The sequence below is a fragment of the Bradyrhizobium genosp. SA-3 genome, from assembly GCF_004212635.1.
Lineage (GTDB): Bacteria > Pseudomonadota > Alphaproteobacteria > Rhizobiales > Xanthobacteraceae > Bradyrhizobium.
The window spans coordinates 13,467-28,308 of record NZ_PSRT01000002.1 but is presented as its reverse complement, the minus strand read 5'-3'; the positions used below and the strand labels follow the sequence as shown (position 1 = coordinate 28,308).

Here is a 14,842-nt window from a genome sequence, read left to right as displayed (position 1 = left end):
GGGAGCGCTACAGCAAAAAGCCCCCGGCTCGCGAGAGTCGGGGGCTTTGTTGTTCTTGAGCGGAAAGGGCCTCAGCCCTTTGTCATCGTGATGTTGACGCCGCGGATCTCGCCCTTGGAAGAGATCTGCACCGTCTGCTTGGTGCCGTTGGTGCGCAGCGACAAATTGGCGGCAAAGCCGTTGGCCTCGACGAACACGTCGATCTGGCCGCCGCCGGCGGTGCCCTGGAGGTTGCCGAAGATGTTGCGGCTCGCCTCGCTCCAATTGCCGGAGATGCGGTCGCCCTGGCTCGTCACGTCGCTGGTGAGGTCGAACTTGTAGCTGTCGGACGCGCAGTGCAGCGCCTGCTTGAGGCTGAGGCCGCTGCCGGCGACCTTGTAATCGGCCTTGCAGCGGATGCGCTCGGTGGAGCCGTCGGACAGCGCCACCGTCCCGGTGCCGGTCCACGCGCCGTCGAAACCGGCAAATGGCCCGGACGATTGAGCATGGCTTGCCGACACCGAGAAGAGCAGCGCAGCCCCGATGCCCGCCGCCTTGATTGCCAGTCCAGATCGCCCAAAGAATGTCATCTCAAATATCCCGTTTTGGAACGACGCCCGCTTACGATTGAGAACGTCTCGCCACATCGAAAGTTTAGTGTTCCCAGCCCCTGTCAGGTTCAACGCCTAACTGCCTGAGATGGCGGTCCCACCCGGTCTTCGCACCGTGGTGCGACCCTGCAATCTCCTGTGTTTCGGTGTGTTTCTGGCTGAAACGGTGGGCGGAGAGATGCAGCTCTGCAACAGCCGTGCAGTAAAATGCGGCGTTCATGAATTATGACGTAGTATCAAGCTCTTACATCTGTCAATGAACGCGCGGGGAAGACCTGATTTGGTGGGTGTGGCGCCAATTTGGCCGCATTTGCCAGTGCTTGTGCCTTCTCTGAGGCCGCACCTCCCGCGGCGACTTGCCATCAGAACAATCCGTTCCGGCCATCCGCCCTGTGCAGCCCGGGATCGGTGCGATTCTGCCGTCAGAATGAAGGAATACAATGCGTAAGCTTCTCGTCGCTCTCACCCTGCTGTCGGCCTCCCTTTCGACGGCTGCGCTCGCTCAGCAAGGGCGTGGCACGGACGCCGAGCAGAAGGCCTGCACGCGCGATGTGCAGAAGTTCTGCCGTCCGGTCATCGACCAGGGCGATTTCACCGTCCTGGCCTGCCTCAAGGAGAACCGGGCCAAGATCTCGCAGGCCTGCGACCAGGTCCTGAAGAACCACAACCAGTAAGCTCGACCGCTGGCCCACAAAGGCGGCTCCCGGGCCGCCTTTTTGGGTGCGATCCGCGAAGGGCAGCCATCGAGAGACAGGATTGGTTTTGCGGCCGTATTCCCCTATATGGGGGGCCGCGGCGGCACTGCCGGCATGAGCCCGCGCGAGTGAAAAAGCCCTTCCTGTCCAAACGATTGTAAACCAGCCCTCGATGACCTCTGCGAGCGAATTGCGATCCGGCAAGGGTGACCGCGACGAGAATTTTCCCGTCGCGTCCTGGATCATTCATCCGCGTCATCGCGCGCTGATTCTGGCCTATTACAATTTCGTCCGCACCGCCGACGACATTGCCGACCATGCGACGCTGCCGCCCGACGAGAAGCTCGCTTATCTCGACCTGCTCGAGGCGGAACTGCTCGGCAAGGGCGACACCCAGGCCGAAGCCGTCACCCTGCGCCATGCGCTGGCCGAGCGCGGCATGGCGCCGCGCCATGCGCTCGACGTGCTCATCGCCTTCCGCATGGACGTGACCAAGCTCCGCTACGAGAATTGGGACGAAGTCATCCACTATTGCCGCTACTCGGCGATGCCGGTCGGCCGCTTCATGCTCGATGTCCATGGCGAGAGCACGTCGACCTGGGCTGCCTCGGATGCGCTTTGCGCGGCGCTCCAGATCAACAACCACCTCCAGGATTGCGGCAAGGATTTTCGCGAGCTGAACCGCGTCTATCTGCCGCGCGATGCGCTGGCCGCGAGCGGCGCCTCGGTCGAGCAGCTCGGGCTGACGCAGTCGCCGCCGGCGATGCTGGCCTGCCTTCAGGCGCTCGCCGTGCGCAACGAAGCGCTGCTGAACGAGAGCAAGTCGCTCAGCGCGGAGGTGAGGGACTTCCGTCTCGGCGTCGACATTTCGGTGATCCAGGCCTATGCCGACCGCATCGTGCGCCTGCTCAAGGTACGCGATCCCCTGCGCGAGCGCGTGCATCTGAACAAGCTCGAGCTGCTCACCTTCAGCCTCGCCGGCATGATCGGCGAAGTCGGCCGCCGCGCGATCGGACGCAAGGCCATTTCCAGACCGGGGACTGCACATGACGCTTGAGGCGGCCTCGCCCGGCGCCAATTATGGCTCGACCGCATCCGGCAGCTCGTTCTACGCCGCGATGCGCATCCTGCCGCGTGACCAGCGCGAAGCGATGTTCCAGATCTACAGCTTCTGTCGCCAGGTCGACGACATCGCCGATTCCGACGGCCCGCGCGAGGAGCGGCTCGCCGCGCTTCAGCAGTGGCGCAACGACATCGATGCGCTCTATCAGGGCCATCCGCCACCGCGGCTGAACGACTACGTCGCCTCGGTGAAGACCTTCGGGCTGAAGCGCGAGGATTTCCTCGCCATCGTCGACGGCATGGAGATGGACGTGCCGCAGGACATTCGCGCGCCCGACATCGCGACGCTCGATCTCTACTGCGATCGCGTCGCCAGCGCCGTGGGGCGCCTGTCGGTGCGGGTGTTCGGCCTGCCGGAAGAAGACGGCATCCTGCTCGCCCATCATCTCGGCCGCGCGCTCCAGCTCACCAACATCCTGCGCGACATCGACGAGGACGCCGGCCTCGGCCGGCTCTATCTGCCGCGCGAGGCGCTGCTGCATGCCGGCATCACCTCCAACGATCCCAGCCGTGTCATCACCGAGCGCGCGCTGCCGAAGGTCTGCCTGCCGCTGGCGCAGCGCGCGAAATCGCATTTCGAGAAGTCGGACGAGATCATGAACCGCAGCAAGCGCCGCACCGTGCGCGCGCCGCGGATCATGTCGAAATACTATCATTCCATTCTGGACCTCCTGATCGCGCGCGGCTTCAACGCGCCGCGCGAGCCGGTACGTGTATCGAAGATCACACGCATCCTCATCCTGCTCCGTTACGCTTTCATCTGATGCAAAAGACAGCTCACATCATCGGTGCTGGAATTTCCGGCCTCTCCGCCGCCGTGCGGCTCGCCAATGCCGGCTTCAAGGTTGCCGTGCACGAGGCGACACATCAGGCCGGCGGCCGCTGCCGGTCCTATTTCGACGGCGCCACCAATCTCACCATCGACAACGGCAATCATCTGCTGCTGTCGGGCAACAGCCATGCGCGCGCCTATGCGCGCGCGATCGGCACCGAGGCGGGCCTCGTCGGCCCCGAGCGCGCGCAGTTTCCCTTCGTCGACATCAAGACCGGGCAGCGCTGGCAGATCGATCTCGGCGATGGCCGGCTGCCGACCTGGGTGCTCGACGAGAGCCGCCGCGTGCCTGACACCAGCCTCACCGACTATCTCAAGCTGGCGCCGCTGGTCTGGGCGTCGGAGGAGACGCTGGTCGGCAAGTCGATTCCTTGCGAGGGCATCCTCTATCAGCGTCTGGTGCAGCCGCTGCTGCTCGCGGCGCTCAACGTCGATCCGCCCGAGGGCTCGGCCGGGCTCGCCGGCGCGATCGTGCGCGAGACGCTGCTCGCGGGCGGGCAGGCCTGCCGTCCCCTGATCGCGCGCGACGGCCTCAGTGCCGTGCTGATCGAGCCTGCGGTGAAATTCTTGGCTGAGCGCGGCCACACGGTTCAGCTTGGCCATGAACTGCGTTCGTTTGCGACCAGTGACGGCAAGGTCGGTGCGCTGAATTTCGGCGGCGAGGACGTGATCCAGCTCAGCGAGGGTGACGTCATCGTGATGGCGGTGCCGCCGCGCGCTGCCGCGAGCTTGCTGCCCGGCCTGAAGACGCCGACCGAATTCCGCGCCATCGTGAACGCGCATTTCCGCTTCGAGCCACCGCCGGGCTCTGCGCCGATCCTCGGCGTGATCGGCGGCGTGGTGGAATGGCTGTTCGCGTTCCCGAACCGGCTTTCCGTCACCATCAGCAACGGCGATCGCCTGGTCGACATGCCGCGCGAGGAGCTCGCGCAGGCGATCTGGGACGACGTCTGCAAGGCCGGCGGCCTCTCCGGCGAGCTGTCCCCTCAATTGCCCCCTTGGCAGATCGTGCGCGAGCGCCGCGCCACTTTTGCCGCGACGCCAGCGCAGAATGCCCTGCGTCCGGCGCCGGTCACCGCGCTGAAAAACCTGTTCCTCGCCGGGGATTGGACTGCTACGGGATTGCCTGCAACCATCGAGGGATCGGTCCGGTCGGGCGATCGCGCCGCCGATCTGATTCTCGCCGCACAGCGGCCCTGACGGGCAAATGTCCCGGTCACTTTCAATCGACTATCGGAGCAATCGAGCGACATGGATTCCGTGAACGCGACCAGCCGCGAAGCCCTGGATCCGAGCAGCTTGGAATCGAGCATTGCATCGGCAACGCAAGGTGTCCTCGGCTTCCAGCAATCGGACGGCCATTGGGTGTTCGAGCTCGAGGCCGACTGCACGATTCCGGCCGAGTATATCCTGCTGCGCCATTATCTCGCCGAGCCCGTCGACACGGTGCTCGAGGCCAAGATCGGCAACTATCTGCGCCGCGTCCAGGGCGCCCATGGCGGCTGGCCGCTGGTGCATGACGGCGAGTTCGACATGAGCGCCAGCGTGAAGGCCTATTTCGCGCTGAAGATGATCGGCGATTCCATCGATGCCCCGCACATGGTGCGTGCGCGCGAGGCCATTCATGCCCGCGGCGGTGCGATTCATAGCAACGTCTTCACCCGCTTCCTGCTCGCGACATTCGGCGTGGTGACTTGGAGCGCGGTGCCGGTGCTGCCGATCGAGATCGTGCTGCTGCCGTTCTGGTCGCCGTTCCACCTCAACAAGATCTCCTATTGGGCGCGCACCACCATGGTGCCGCTGATGGTGATCGCCGCGCTGAAGCCGCGCGCGAAGAATCCGAAAGGGATCGGCATCGACGAGCTATTCCTGCAGGATCCGCGTTCGATCGGCATGACCGCGAAGGCGCCACACCAGAGCATGGCCTGGTTCCTGCTCTTTCGCTCGCTCGATGCGATTCTGCGCGTGATCGAGCCGATGTTTCCCAAGAGCCTGCGCAAGCGCGCGATCGATGCGGCGCTCGCTTTCATCGAGGAGCGGCTCAACGGCGAGGACGGCATGGGCGCGATCTATCCGCCCATGGCCAACATCGTCATGATGTACGACGCGCTCGGCAAGGACGCGAATTATCCGCCGCGCGCGATCACGCGCCGCGGCATCGACAAGCTGCTGGTAATCAAGGACGACGAGGCCTATTGCCAGCCCTGCGTTTCGCCGGTGTGGGATACGACGCTGACTGCGCATGCGCTGCTGGAAGCTGGCAACGCGCAAGCCGTGCCGGCCGCCAAGCGTGGACTCGACTGGCTGATCCCGAAGCAGGAGCTCGAGGTGAAGGGCGACTGGGCGGCGAAGCGGCCCGACGTGCGCCCCGGCGGCTGGGCCTTCCAGTACAACAATGCCCATTATCCCGATCTCGACGACACCGCTGTCGTGGTGATGTCGATGGACCGCATGCGCCGGGAGCACGGGGTGACCGGCTATGACGCCGCGATCGACCGCGGCCGGGAGTGGATCGAGGGCATGCAGAGCGACGACGGCGGCTGGGCCGCCTTCGACGTCAACAACCTCGAATATTATCTGAACAACATTCCGTTCTCCGACCACGGCGCGCTGCTCGATCCGCCGACCGAGGATGTCACCGCGCGCTGCATCTCGATGCTGGCCCAGCTCGGCGAGACCGAGAAGACCAGCAAGCACGTGGCCGATGGCGTTGCCTATCTCCGCAAGACCCAGCACCCGGAGGGCTCCTGGTACGGCCGCTGGGGCATGAACTTCATCTATGGCACCTGGTCGGTGCTCTGTGCCCTCAACATGGCCGGCGTCCACCACAAGGACCCCATGATTCGCAAAGCCGCGGCCTGGCTGGCCTCGATCCAGAACGAGGACGGCGGCTGGGGCGAGGACGCCGTCAGCTATCGCCTAGATTACAAGGGCTGGGAGGCTGCGCCGTCGACCGCCTCGCAAACGGCATGGGCTTTGCTTGCCCTGATGGCGGCGGGCGAGGTTGATCACCCGGCCGTCGCCCGCGGGGTGGAGTACCTGATTGCAACACAAAACAAAAAAGGACTGTGGGACGAGCAGCGGTACACCGCCACAGGCTTCCCCCGCGTGTTCTATCTACGGTATCATGGTTACCCAAAGTTCTTCCCGCTGTGGGCGCTGGCGCGGTATCGGAACTTGCGGAACACCAACAGCAGGGTGGTAGGGGTCGGAATGTGACTTTGGGGACGGGGGACTATTTTACCGCGGGTAATGCCATCGACCCGCGGCCGATACTGATCGTGACTGGACTGGTTCAGGAAGCCCGCATTGCAGCCGGGCCGGGAATGGCGGTCATCTGTTCATCCAGCAGCCCTAGCCAGCTGCGGGCGCTGCTGACGGTGGTGGATCCCGAGACGATTCGCGGCGTGATCTCGTTCGGCGTGGCCGGCGGGCTCGACCCGACGCTGCGCTCCGGCGACGTCGTGCTGGCAACCGAAGTGCTGTCCGGCGACACCCGCTGGGCCGCCGGCCTGTCGCTCGGCGACGACCTCATCGACCGCCTGACCTCGGGACGCCGCCGTGTGGTGCGCGGCAGCCTCGCCGGTGCCGAGCAAGTGGTCACCGGGCGCTCCTGCAAGGCAGCGCTGCATTCGGAGACGGGAGCAGCCGCCGTCGACATGGAGAGCCACATCGCGGCCGCCTATGCCGCCGAGGCCGGGCTGCCCTTTGCCGCGGTCCGCGTCATCAGCGACCCCGCCCATCGCGCGCTGCCGGCACTCGCCCGCGCCGCCATCAAGCCGAACGGCCAGATCGACCTTGCGGCCGTGCTGCGCGGCATCGTGCGCAACCCGGCGACGCTGCATGCGCTGGTCTCGACCGGCCTCGACTTCAACCGCGCCCTGCGTAGCTTGCGCGGCTGCCGCGACTACCTGATCGGCACCGAGCTGGTCGGCAGCGAGGTGCTGGTCTCCGAGGCGGCCTGAGCGGGGACGGAGAGCTGAGAAAAGAAAAAGGCCCGGTCGCGATAGCAACCGGGCCTTTTTTCTTTTGTACTCATGCGGTGGTCGAGGTTCTGTTCGGCGGCGATCGCACCATCGCGCGAGCGGCCATGAGCCTCCAATTTAGATGAGTAATGGGAGGAACACCGGCCCATGGAAGAGCATCGGCTTCTGCGAAGAATGGAAACCTGGCCCGGCCGGCGTCCGACACAGCTTGCCTTCGAGGCACGCGGTTATTCGCTCCACCGGGCCTGGCAACAAAGGGTCATTGCTTCCTGCGGCGAGGACCAGACGGATATTCTCAATCGATATTGGGATGACGTCGCTCTGGAAACGATGCAATCGCTCGGACGGGGCGACCCCGATACGAGGAAGTTCGTTGTCCAGCCGCGGTATCGCTCGCGCCTTCTGGACGAACTTTTTCTCAAGAGGGTCGTTGAAGAACCCTTTCGAGCGCCACCGTTGGTCCCGTGCTTGTTTGAGCGCTACAAGAAAATCTACTTCGACGCAGCATTTCGTGAAGGTGAGACTGCCTTTTTCCGAAGTCTACGTGAACCTGAAAGAGAGCGTCTGGGTATCAAACCAGTCACGTGGTCCGGAAAGAAGCGCGATTTTGCTCCTTTTGCAGATGAGTTCTGTAGGGCGCTTGGCTTCACGCGCCGCCGCAATCGATGGCTGAAGACAGTTGCAGACTCTGATGACGCCCTGACTTTTGAAGTCGGGCTCGATACCGGAGGAAATCATTTCTGCATTGGGCCGCCGGTAATCTTCAAGATCTACTGTGAGAATGATCCGAAGCTCGCCTTTGAGATCACAAATTTGGAAACTTTCGATCGATTGATTCCGGGAGTCGTCGAATACAAACGAACATTCGACAGCGACGACCTCTTGCTTGGAGCTAAGGCATTCATTGAACTGTTTGAGTCATTGCGGGATCACTACGAAATTGCGAGACGCGATAACTCCTGAGACAATCACCCGTAGGATGGGTTAAGCCCTTGCGAAACCCATCGCTTTCTATCCCCGCTCTCCGTAATCGCGGCCATCGTCCGACTGATCGCCGGCCCAATCGGCTGGATAATTGCCAAGCTCCACGTGACGATGAAACGAGGACAGTGCCCAGTCGCGTACCCGGTCGACGAGCCCATGCTTGACCGGATTGATGTGGACGTAGTCGACATGCCGGGCGAAATCGACTTCATCCCGGATCGTATGCTCCCAATATCTGAATTACGGTGACAGTGGTGGACTGCACCCCTGAAGTGAGACACGATAATTACAGTGACAGGCGTTTCGAGGAACCTGTAGCAGCAAGAGGCGACCAGTTGGTGCCGCTTTCGAAAGGGGCCAGCATGGGATAGTGCCACTGTTTTGCCCGACGGGTCAAACGATATTCGTAAAATTCGAAATCCGCGCTGGCCTTGAATTGTAATTCCTGAGCGACTTCTGCGCGTTGGTCCAATTGGCCATCGTCTGTCGTCGCGTTTGCGAAGATCGCTCCTCGTCGCCGAGGCCGCGACCTTTGCCCATTTGCCGTTGATTTCCTCGGCGCGGCAATGATTTAGCCGGATGCAACGATGTGCCGTTCGGCGGCCGCGTTTCTACTGTGCATGGGGTTGTTTTTTCACTTTTTGCAGGAGGGCTCCCGGGCCAGTGACGAGGGAGGGAGCGCAGTCTACGCACCGCGCTGCTCTTTCCCTGGCGCCTGAGCTGAACAAAAGAAAAGGCCCGGTCGCGATTCGCGACCGGGCCGTTTTTCGTTGGTGCCGATTCGCGCGCTTACGCGGCGGTCGAAGCCTTCTGCGCGGCCTTTGCCTGCGCGGCAGCCGCCTCGTCCTTGCGGATCTCCGAGAGCTTCTTCTGGACCTGCTCCGAGAAGATGTACTGCGCCGGGCGCTGCTTGGACATGTCGATCTCCGGCGCCATCGGGCCGGAGGTCTTGATGCCGCGCAGCGACACCCACATCGCCTTCAGCGGGTTGTGGAGGGCTGCGGTGGCCGCGGTCGGCTCGTAGCCGCAATGGGCCATACAGTCGGCGCACTTCTCGTAACGACCGGTGCCGTAGCTGTCCCAGTCGGTGGTGTCCATCAGCTCCTTGAAGGTTTTCGCGTAGCCTTCACCGAGCAGGTAGCAGGGCTTCTGCCAGCCAAAGATGTTGCGCGCGGGCATGCCCCACGGCGTGCACTCGTATTCCTGGTTGCCGGCGAGGAAGTCCAGGAAAAGGCCGGAGTGCATGAAATTCCACTTCTTGCCCTTGCCCATCGCGAAGACGTCGCGGAACAGCTTCTTGGTCTTGGTGCGGTTGAGGAAGTGCTCCTGGTCCGGCGCGCGCTCATAGGCGTAGCCCGGCGACATCGAGACGCCGACGCCGAGCTCGACGGTGAGGTCGAGGAATTTCGCGATCTCCTCGGCCGGATGGCCGTCGAAGATGGTGGCGTTGACGTTGACGGTGAAGCCGCGCGCCTTGGCCGCCTTGATCGCGGAGACGGCGCGGTCGAACACGCCCTTCTGCGACACCGCCTTGTCGTGGTGATCGCGCAGGCCGTCGAGATGCACCGAGAAGAACAGATACGGGGAGGGCTCGAACAGATCGAGCTTCTTCTCGAGCAGCAGCGCGTTGGTGCAGAGCGAGACGAACTTCTTGCGCGCGACGAGGCCGCGCACGATCTCGCCGATCTCCTTGTGGATCAGCGGCTCGCCGCCGGGAATCGCGACCATCGGCGCGCCGCATTCGTCGGCGGCATCCCAGCACTCCTGCGCCGTCATGCGACGGTTGAGGATCGCATCGGGATAATCGATCTTGCCGCAGCCGACGCAGGCGAGGTTGCAACGAAACAGCGGCTCCAGCATCAGCACGAGCGGATAGCGTTTGCGGCCAAGCAGTTTCTGCTTGAGCAAATAGCCGCCGATACGCATTTCCTTGAAGAACGGGATAGCCATTACAAGTTTCTTTCTGGGCTTTGAATTCGGATGGGTCAGCTCGCAGCCAATTGGGCCGGAAGCCGGAATTCGATGTTTTCCTCGCGGCCCGGCAACACCGAGACCTTCACTGGTCCGATCCGCCGCATCGCTTCAATCACGTCATCCACGAGTACCTCGGGCGCCGAAGCGCCGGCCGTGACGCCGACGGTCCTGGCATCCTTCAACCACGCCGGATTGAGCTCGCTGCCGTCGGCAATCAAATAACTCGCGACGCCGGCTTCGGTGCCGATTTCGCGGAGCCGGTTCGAGTTCGAGCTGTTGGCAGCGCCCACCACCAAGATCACGTCGACCAGCTTGCTCAAATCCCTTACCGCAGTTTGGCGGTTCTGTGTCGCATAGCAGATATCCCGGATATCCGGACCTTGAATATCTGTAAAGCGGGCCTGGAGGGCCGCGATGATGTCCTTGGTGTCGTCGACCGACAGGGTGGTCTGGGTGATGTAGGCCATTGGCGTATCCGCCGGCAGCGTCAGGGCGTTAACCTCTTCAACGCTTTGAACAAGCTGCACTGGCCCCGGGACCTGGCCCATCGTGCCCTCGACCTCGGGGTGGCCGGCATGGCCGATCAGAATCAGCGTGCGGCCCTTGGTGATGTAGCGCTTCCCCTGATTGTGAACTTTCGTGACCAGGGGGCAGGTGGCGTTCAGCACCGGAAGGTCGCGCGCGGCGGCCTCTTCCTCGACGCTGCGGGCGACGCCATGGGCGCTGAAAACGGTCACCGCCTTGGGCGGCACTTCGGTCAATTCCTCGACGAAGATCGCGCCCTTGTTCTTCAGGCTCTCGACCACGTATTTGTTGTGCACGATCTCATGGCGCACGTAGACGGGCGGGCCGTACTTCTCCAGCGCCCGTTCCACGATCTCGATCGCACGCACCACGCCCGCGCAGAAGCCGCGCGGCTGCGCCAGATAAACTTCCATTGGACGCCCATCACGCAAGTTGCACCAATCCGCTTCAAAGTTCCCGGCAGCACCCCGATACTGACCAATGAGGTGCAATATCCGCACCATTGATCTCGCGCAGCGCTAGCCGCCCACCCCCGTTGGGCTCCGGCGCATGGAGGCGCAATACTTTGTGTCAAAAAATCGGCAGCAAGGGAAGTCGAACGACCCTTGGGTTCCCAGACAAAGGCAGTTCGATGGTATTTTGGTAGGTCATTCCCGGTGAGCAACATGGCGACATTTGGCTCACTCTTTCGTCACTTTCCCGCCTCAACTCCCCGGCTATACCGACCGCCCCGCATGATTTTGCTACGGGTCCTCCGCCGTTTACCTCGAACCTTGTCGCGGCGAGAACCACTCAAACAGCAATAGGTTTCGCCCGGGAACTCCGATAAACAGCGGGCGTTTCCGGCAAGCTGTTAACCGCAGAAAGAAAAGAAGTGCTGCAAAGCGTCGTCGTTGCCATAGTCAGGGCCTGTACCCGGTTTGCCTCCCTCGTCGTCATTTTCGGGCTCCTGCTGTCGGTGGGAGCGGGCTATTACGCTGCGCGCCACTTCGCCATCAACACCGACATCAATTCGCTGATTGCCCAGAATCTGGACTGGCGCCAGCGCGACCAGCAGTTCGACCGCGCCTTTGACCGCGACGCGACCATCACGGCGGTCGTCGAGGCCAAGACGCCCGAGATGGCGAGCGCGGCAGCGGACGCGCTCTTTGCCAAGCTCAAGGACGACAAGACCAACTTCCAATCGATGCAGCAGCTCGGCAGCGGCGAGTTCTTCGAGAAGAACGGCCTGTTGTTCCTGCCGACCGAGGAGGTCGGCAAGATCACCGGTCAGTTCGAATCGGCGGCGCCCCTGATCGAGATCATGGCGGGCGACCCCTCGATCCGCGGCCTGACCGGCGCGCTCGAGACCGGACTTGCCGGCGTCAAGCGCGGCCAGGTCAAGCTCGACAACACCGAGCGGCCCTTCAACCTGATCGCGCAGACGGTCGAGACCGTGCTCAACAGGGGCAATGCGAGCTTCTCCTGGCGCGAGCTCGTCAGCGACGAGCCGCTGAAGGATTCGGACAAGCGCGCCTTCATCGAGTTCAAGCCGATCCTCGACTACAACGCGCTGGAGCCGGGCAAGGGCGCCACCGACGCGATCCGCAAGGCCGCAGCGGATCTGGATTTCCCGACCAAATACCAGGCGCGGGTGCGGCTGACCGGCCCGGTCCCGATCGCCAACGAGGAATACGCGACCGTCCAGGAGGGCGCGGTCGTCAATGGCATCGGCACGGTTCTCGTCGTGCTGCTCATCCTGTGGCTGGCGCTGCATTCGGCGAAGATCATCTTCGCGGTGTTCGTCAATCTCTTCGTGGGTCTTGCGATCACGACCGCGGCCGGTCTGATGATGGTCGGCTCGCTCAATTTGCTGTCGATCGCGTTTGCGGTGCTGTTCGTCGGCCTCGGCGTCGATTTCGGCATCCAGTACAGCGTCCGCTACCGCTCCGAGCGCTACAAGCACGACGATCTCTCGGGCGCGCTGGTGCTGGCGGCCAAGCGCTCGGCGGTGCCGCTGTCGCTCGCGGCGATGGCAACGGCCGCGGGCTTCCTCTGCTTCATGCCGACCGACTACAAGGGCATCTCCGAGCTCGGCCAGATCGCCGGCGTCGGCATGCTGGTCGCGTTCCTCTCGTCGATCACCGTGCTGCCGGCGCTGTTGAAGCTGTTGAACCCGCCCGGCGAGCCGGAGCCCGTCGGTTACGCCTTCCTGGCGCCGCTCGATCACTTCCTCGAAAAGCACCGCGTGCTGATCGTCGGCGGCACGCTGCTGCTGGCGCTCGGCGGCCTGCCGCTGCTCTACTTCATGAAGTTCGACTTCAACCCGATGAACCTGCGCAATCCGCATGCCGAATCGATCGCGACCTTCCTCGACCTGCGCAAGGATCCCAACACCGGCGCCAATGCCATCAACGTGATGACGACGTCGGAAGAGCAGGCAAAGCAGGTCGAGGCGAAGCTGGAGAAGGTGCCCGAGGTATTGCGGGTGATGTCACTCGACAGCTTCGTGCCACAGGACCAGCCGCCGAAGCTGAAGCTGCTCGCGCAGGGCGCCAAGGTCTTGAATCCCGCGCTCAATCCCGACCAGATCGACGCAGCGCCGTCGGACCAGGAAAACGTCGAATCGCTGAAATCCTCGGTCGACAATCTGCGCCGGACCGCGGGCGATGCGAAGGGACCGGGTGCGCTCGCCTCGCGCCGGCTGGCCGACGCGCTCGAGAAGCTCGCTAATTCCGACGAGGCCACGCGCAACAAGGCGCAGGACGTGTTCGTCACACCGATGAAGATCGTGTTCGACCAGCTCAAAAACGCGCTGCAGGCCGAGCCGGTGACCCTGAAGTCACTGCCGGCGGATCTCGTCAGCGCCTGGAAGAGCAAGGACGGCGTCATCCGCGTCGAGGCGCTGCCCAAGGGCGATCCCAATGACAACGACACGCTGCGCAAGTTTGCCGCTGCCGTGCTCGCGGCCGAGCCGACCGCGATCGGCGGGCCGGTCTCGATCCTGAAATCCGGCGACACCGTGGTGAAGGCGTTCATCCATGCCGGCGTCTATGCACTGCTGGTGATCGGCCTGCTCCTGTGGATCACGTTGCGGCGGTTCGTCGACGTACTGATGACGCTGGTGCCGCTCCTGGTTGCCGGCGCGGTGACGCTCGAGATCTGCGTGTTGGTCGGCCTGCCGCTCAACTTCGCCAACATCGTCGCATTCCCGCTGCTGCTTGGCGTCGGCGTCGCCTTCAAGATCTATTATGTCGTGGCGTGGCGCTCGGGCAGGACGAATCTGCTCCAGACCAGCCTGACACGTGCGATCTTTTTCAGCGCGCTGACGACGGCAACCGCGTTCGGCAGCCTGTGGCTGTCGAGCCATCCCGGCACGTCCAGCATGGGCAAGCTGCTCGCACTGTCGCTGGTGACGACGCTTGCCGCCGTGCTGCTGTTCCAGCCGGCCCTAATGGGCAAACCCCGCAATCTCAGGGAGTAGGCAGATGTCGCCGACCGGGTCGGCGGCGCCCTTCTGACTGGGCTTGGCTGCGCCGGCGGCCTTCGGCGCTGCCGGGGCAGCTGCTGTGGCGCCCGTCGTACCCTGGCTTTCGGCGCCGCGCCGGTGGACTTCGGCGCGCCCTTGGCCATGGCGTTGGCGGGGCTCAAGGGGATCGGCGGACCAACCCGGGTCCAGGTCTCGCCCCCACAGAGGAAGCCCATCACACAGCCCTTGATTTCAAGCTGGTCGGTACCGGCCGGCGTGATGGTCGCGCTGTAAAGCTGGCCGTCCTTGGCGTTGTAGACCTGTCCTTCCCACTCCTCGACGCCGGGCTTCTTCTTCATGTCGATCAGGGTGGGCATGCCCAGCGTTGGCCTGTTCTTTTTTGATACATCCGGGTTATTCTCGTCGCGGCCTCCGGGCTGCTTTTCCCAGGAGACGGCACCCCACATGCTGCCATTGCATTGGGCGACACGGATGTTGGCAATGCCGTCGGCGACCCGCCACTCCCCGGTCGGGTCTGCGGCGAGCGCGGGGGTCAGACAGGTGTAACCGCCAGCCAGTATTATTCCGGTGTAAAGGGCTAAACGCATGATAGTTCCTTGGCAGTGCAACATGGTTTAAAGCTGTGCTTGCGAAGATGGTCCGAAAAAGGGCAAAAGGCTGCACAG

The 14,842-nt window shown here is 63.3% G+C and carries 11 protein-coding genes and 2 pseudogenes; 8 read left to right on the top strand and 5 right to left on the bottom strand.

Features of this window, described 5'->3' with window-relative positions; all coding sequences use genetic code 11:
* Positions 1-71: 71 nt before the first annotated feature.
* A complete protein-coding gene (locus tag CWO91_RS00780) occupies positions 72-569 on the bottom strand; it encodes a hypothetical protein (protein WP_130211822.1) in 498 nt (165 codons plus the stop codon).
* 461 nt (positions 570-1,030) lie between these two features.
* Between CWO91_RS00780 and CWO91_RS00770 the strand changes: the two genes are divergently transcribed.
* The 7 genes from CWO91_RS00770 to CWO91_RS00740 all read left to right on the top strand — a co-directional run bounded on the left by CWO91_RS00770 (position 1,031) and on the right by CWO91_RS00740 (position 8,188).
* Positions 1,031-1,264 carry a hypothetical protein gene (locus CWO91_RS00770; protein WP_128935013.1) on the top strand — a complete coding sequence of 78 codons (234 nt, stop codon included), beginning with the start codon at positions 1,031-1,033 and terminating at the stop codon, positions 1,262-1,264.
* Positions 1,265-1,457: 193 nt separating this feature from the next.
* Positions 1,458-2,342 (top strand): squalene synthase HpnC, encoded by an 885-nt coding sequence (gene hpnC, locus CWO91_RS00765; RefSeq protein WP_130211821.1) that lies wholly within the window; start codon positions 1,458-1,460, stop codon positions 2,340-2,342.
* Complete coding sequence (hpnD, locus tag CWO91_RS00760; protein WP_130211820.1) at positions 2,332-3,171, top strand: presqualene diphosphate synthase HpnD; 840 nt, start codon at positions 2,332-2,334, stop codon at positions 3,169-3,171. The genes hpnC and hpnD overlap by 11 nt, the downstream gene beginning before the upstream one ends.
* Entirely contained in the window at positions 3,171-4,439 is a 1,269-nt protein-coding gene (gene hpnE, locus CWO91_RS00755) for a hydroxysqualene dehydroxylase HpnE (protein ID WP_130211819.1), read from the top strand. The genes hpnD and hpnE overlap by 1 nt, the downstream gene beginning before the upstream one ends.
* Positions 4,440-4,490: 51 nt before the next feature.
* Entirely contained in the window at positions 4,491-6,458 is a 1,968-nt protein-coding gene (gene shc / locus CWO91_RS00750) for a squalene--hopene cyclase (protein ID WP_130211818.1), read from the top strand.
* Positions 6,455-7,204 carry a phosphorylase gene (locus CWO91_RS00745; RefSeq protein WP_165405161.1) on the top strand — a complete coding sequence of 250 codons (750 nt, stop codon included), beginning with the start codon at positions 6,455-6,457 and terminating at the stop codon, positions 7,202-7,204. Before shc ends, CWO91_RS00745 begins: the two co-directional genes overlap by 4 nt.
* A 168-nt stretch (positions 7,205-7,372) precedes the next feature.
* Positions 7,373-8,188 carry a hypothetical protein gene (locus CWO91_RS00740; RefSeq protein WP_130211816.1) on the top strand — a complete coding sequence of 272 codons (816 nt, stop codon included), beginning with the start codon at positions 7,373-7,375 and terminating at the stop codon, positions 8,186-8,188.
* A gap of 48 nt (positions 8,189-8,236) precedes the next feature.
* Here CWO91_RS00740 and CWO91_RS43945 read toward each other — a convergent pair.
* The 3 genes and pseudogenes from CWO91_RS43945 to ispH form a co-directional block, all read right to left on the bottom strand.
* Positions 8,237-8,446 (bottom strand): annotated as a pseudogene (locus tag CWO91_RS43945) (REP-associated tyrosine transposase); the annotation flags it as partial.
* Between the two features lie 552 nt (positions 8,447-8,998).
* The gene (hpnH, locus tag CWO91_RS00730; RefSeq protein ID WP_130211815.1) at positions 8,999-10,159 is read right to left on the bottom strand and encodes an adenosyl-hopene transferase HpnH; all 1,161 of its coding nucleotides are present in this window, start codon (positions 10,157-10,159) and stop codon (positions 8,999-9,001) included.
* A 35-nt stretch (positions 10,160-10,194) separates the two neighbouring features.
* Entirely contained in the window at positions 10,195-11,121 is a 927-nt protein-coding gene (ispH, locus tag CWO91_RS00725) for a 4-hydroxy-3-methylbut-2-enyl diphosphate reductase (protein WP_130211898.1), read from the bottom strand.
* Between the two features lie 461 nt (positions 11,122-11,582).
* Here ispH and CWO91_RS00720 point away from each other — a divergent pair, with 461 nt between their 5' ends.
* A complete protein-coding gene (locus tag CWO91_RS00720) occupies positions 11,583-14,171 on the top strand; it encodes an MMPL family transporter (protein ID WP_130211814.1) in 2,589 nt (862 codons plus the stop codon).
* Here the strand turns inward: CWO91_RS00720 and CWO91_RS00715 are convergent.
* Positions 14,139-14,764: pseudogene (locus tag CWO91_RS00715) on the bottom strand (DUF2147 domain-containing protein). The gene CWO91_RS00720 and the pseudogene CWO91_RS00715 overlap by 33 nt on opposite strands.
* Between the last annotated feature and the right edge of the window lie 78 nt (positions 14,765-14,842).